The sequence below is a fragment of the Streptomyces sp. NPDC127119 genome (genome assembly GCF_042677425.1).
Classification (GTDB): Bacteria; Actinomycetota; Actinomycetes; order Streptomycetales; family Streptomycetaceae; genus Streptomyces.
Window position 1 is genome coordinate 1 of sequence record NZ_JBHXTO010000103.1, and the last position, 3043, is coordinate 3043.

3 protein-coding genes are annotated in these 3043 nt (G+C 72.6%); 2 read left to right on the forward strand and 1 reads right to left on the reverse strand.

Annotation, left to right across the window (positions count from 1 at the left end; genetic code table 11):
* Positions 1-198 precede the first annotated feature (198 nt).
* Complete coding sequence (locus tag ACFVH5_RS31975) at positions 199-1224, reverse strand: aspartate-semialdehyde dehydrogenase (RefSeq protein ID WP_384813851.1); 1026 nt, start codon at positions 1222-1224, stop codon at positions 199-201.
* Between the two features lie 243 nt (positions 1225-1467).
* On the opposite strand from ACFVH5_RS31975, the gene ACFVH5_RS31980 reads away from it, so the two are divergent.
* Positions 1468-2022, forward strand: a complete 555-nt coding sequence (locus ACFVH5_RS31980) for an RNA polymerase sigma factor (RefSeq protein ID WP_385837204.1) — start codon at positions 1468-1470, stop codon at positions 2020-2022.
* Position 2023: 1 nt separating this feature from the next.
* On the forward strand, positions 2024-2941 hold the full coding sequence (locus ACFVH5_RS31985; protein ID WP_385837205.1) for a hypothetical protein: 918 nt from the start codon (positions 2024-2026) through the stop codon (positions 2939-2941).
* The last annotated feature ends 102 nt before the right edge of the window (positions 2942-3043 follow it).

Consider the following 3043-nt stretch of genomic DNA (forward strand, 5'->3'; position numbering starts at 1 on the left):
GCCCCAGCTTTTGCCCCTTCAGGGGGCGCAGCCCCCAAGGGGCGCGGGGAACTGCGCGACCAGCCCCCACCGGGCCGCACCTGGCACTCCGCCCGGGCTTGTGCCTTTTAGGGGCGCGGGGAACTGCGCGGGTGACCCCCACCGGGCCCGCACTCGAAGCGCGCCTCGGCCCCCGCCCTCACGGCCCCACGCCAGTGGTCAGCTGAGTTCCGCTGCCACCAGCTCCGCGATCTGGATCGCGTTCAGCGCAGCGCCCTTGCGGAGGTTGTCGTTCGAGACGAACAGCGCGATCCCGTGCTCGACCGTCTCGTCCGCACGGATGCGGCCGACGAACGACGGATCCTGCCCGGCAGCCTGCAGCGGCGTCGGAATCTCCGAGAGGGCGACCCCGGGCGCACCGGCCAGCAGCTCCGTGGCCCGCTCCACACTCAACGGCCGCGCGAACCGCGCGTTGACCTGCAGCGAGTGCCCCGAGAACACCGGCACACGGACACACGTCCCGGACACCTTGAGCTCCGGGATCTCCAGGATCTTGCGGGACTCGTGCCGGAGCTTCTGCTCCTCGTCGGTCTCGTTCAGGCCGTCGTCCACGATGGACCCGGCCAGCGGCAGGACGTTGAAGGCGATGGGCCGCTGGTAGACCTGCGGCTCGGGGAAGTCGACCGCCGAACCGTCGTGGGTCAGCTTGTCCGCGTCGGCGACGACCTTCTGCGCCTGGCCGTGCAGCTCGGCGACACCGGCGAGCCCGGACCCGGAGACGGCCTGGTAGGTGGCGACGACGAGCGCTTCGAGCCCCGCCTCCGCGTGCAGCGGCTTCAGCACGGGCATCGCGGCCATGGTCGTGCAGTTCGGGTTGGCGATGATCCCCTTGGGCCGGTCCGCCACGGCGTGCGGGTTGACCTCGGAGACGACCAGCGGAACCTCGGGGTCCTTGCGCCACGCCGAGGAGTTGTCGATCACGACGGGACCCTGTGCGGCGACCTTCTCGGCAAGGGCCCTGGACGTGGCGCCGCCCGCGGAGAACAGCACGATGTCGAGGCCGGAGTAGTCGGCCGTGGAGGCGTCCTCCACGGTCACGGACTTGTCCTTGTAGGCGATCGTCGAACCGGCCGAACGGGCCGAGGCGAACAGGCGCAGCGTCTCCACCGGGAACTCGCGCTCGGCGAGGATCCTCAGCATGACGGTGCCGACCTGACCGGTGGCTCCGACGATTCCTACCTTCACAGCGACTCCTTCTGCCTGCTTTTCTGCCTGCTCATTTTTTTGGCCGGGACATGGCCGAGTTTCCATCATGTGTCTCACCCGGGCCCATGTGTCCAATCCTTTGCCCGCGCACTGAGACGGTGTGACATACGCCTCCGTCGCTCGAAGCGGGCCGCCCGAAGTCGGCCGAAGCCGGTCGACGTCGGGCGAACGTTTCGTACGCTCCCGGCGTCCTAGAGGAAACGCGGTGAGGGGAGGGGTGCTGTGCTGCGCAGAAAAACCTGCCGCGTCCAGGGGGCCGAGGAGTCGGCCCGGGGAGTGTTCGACGACCCCCTGGACGCGACACAGGAGCGTCGGGTGCGTGCGGTGCTCGCGCTCGGCGGGGTGCCGCAGACGGACCTGCCGGACGGGGTGCAGCAGGTCCGTCTGCGGCTGCTTGAGCGGGCGGCGAGCGGTGCGGAGGCGCCGCGTGACGTGTCGGCGTGGGCGGCGGTCGTCGCGTCGAACCTGGCCATGGACTGGCACCGGGCCAGGCGTCGGCAGGAGCGGATCGGTGAACGGCTGGCCTCGCTGCGGCCGGCCGAGCACACCGGGGGCGACTCGGGCGAGGAGACGAAGGTGCTGTCGCTCGCGGTGGCCCAGGGCCTGGACGAGCTGCCCGACGCCCAGCGGCAGGTCCTCGTGCTGCGCTTCTACGCCGACCTGCCCGTCCGGGGAATCGCCGAGGAGCTCGGCATCCCGGAGGGCACGGTCAAGAGCAGGCTGCATTCGGCGGTCCGCGCGCTGCGCACCCGCCTGCACGAGGACGAGGTGGTGTGACATGCCCGAGTACGGAGGAGCCGAGTACGAAGAAGCCGCGTACGAGGGGATCGACGCGCTGCTCGCCGCGCTCACGGACGACCCCCTGCCCGCGGGAGCGCGGGACGACCCGGAGTTCATGGCGGAGCACCGGTCGGCGGTCGCGGACGTGGCCCTGCTGAGGGAACAGCTGCGGATCATGGGCGACACCCTGGCCGACGGGACACCGGACGCGGAGGCGACGGACGCCGGGACACCGGACGCGGGGGCGGCGGACCCCGGGCGGCAGGGTGACGGCGGCCGGAGGGCGGGGCCGTCCCGGGCGTCCGCCCCGCTCAGGCCGCCGCGAGCGCCGAAGAAGCCGAAGAAGGGGACGGGGCCCCGGCAGCCGCGCCGCGCCCGGCGCTGGGCGGGAGCGGCCATGGGCGCCCTCGTGATCGCGGCGGGCACGGCGCTGCTGGGCGGACTGGTGTGGCTCGGTGTGCAGGGAGGGGGCGCGGGAGGCGCGGACAGCGACGCGAGCTCCAAGAGCGGCTCGGCGGCCGGGCGTCAGGAGGACGGCGGGGGCGACTCGTCGCTGTTCTCGCCGGAGATGCGCCTCGCGTGCGCCAAGGTCCTCGTCGAGGGGACCGTACGGAACATCACGCCCGCGGCCGACGGGAACGTACGCGTCGAACTGGAGGTGAAGCGCTACTACCGGCCCGAGCGGTCGGTGGCGGACCACCCGACGATCACCGTCACGCTCCCGGAGAGTGCCCGGAAGGACCTGAAGGCCGGCACGTACACCCTGGTGCGGTTGCCGGTGTACCCGCAGGACCGGCTGGACTGGGAGACCGGCTGGGGGGTCGGCGACGCCCGCAAGGAGATCGTCGAGGCCCTGCCGGGAGCGCGCGGCATGGAGTGCGCGGGCCCGGAGAGCGGCAGGGGCGGCGAGGGCTGAGCGCGGCGGCGGGGGAACGGGAAGGGGGGGGGGCCCGGGGGACACGACACCCCCCCCCGCGGTGGGTGTCAGTGTGTGTGTGGGAGGCCGGGGCGCAGGCGG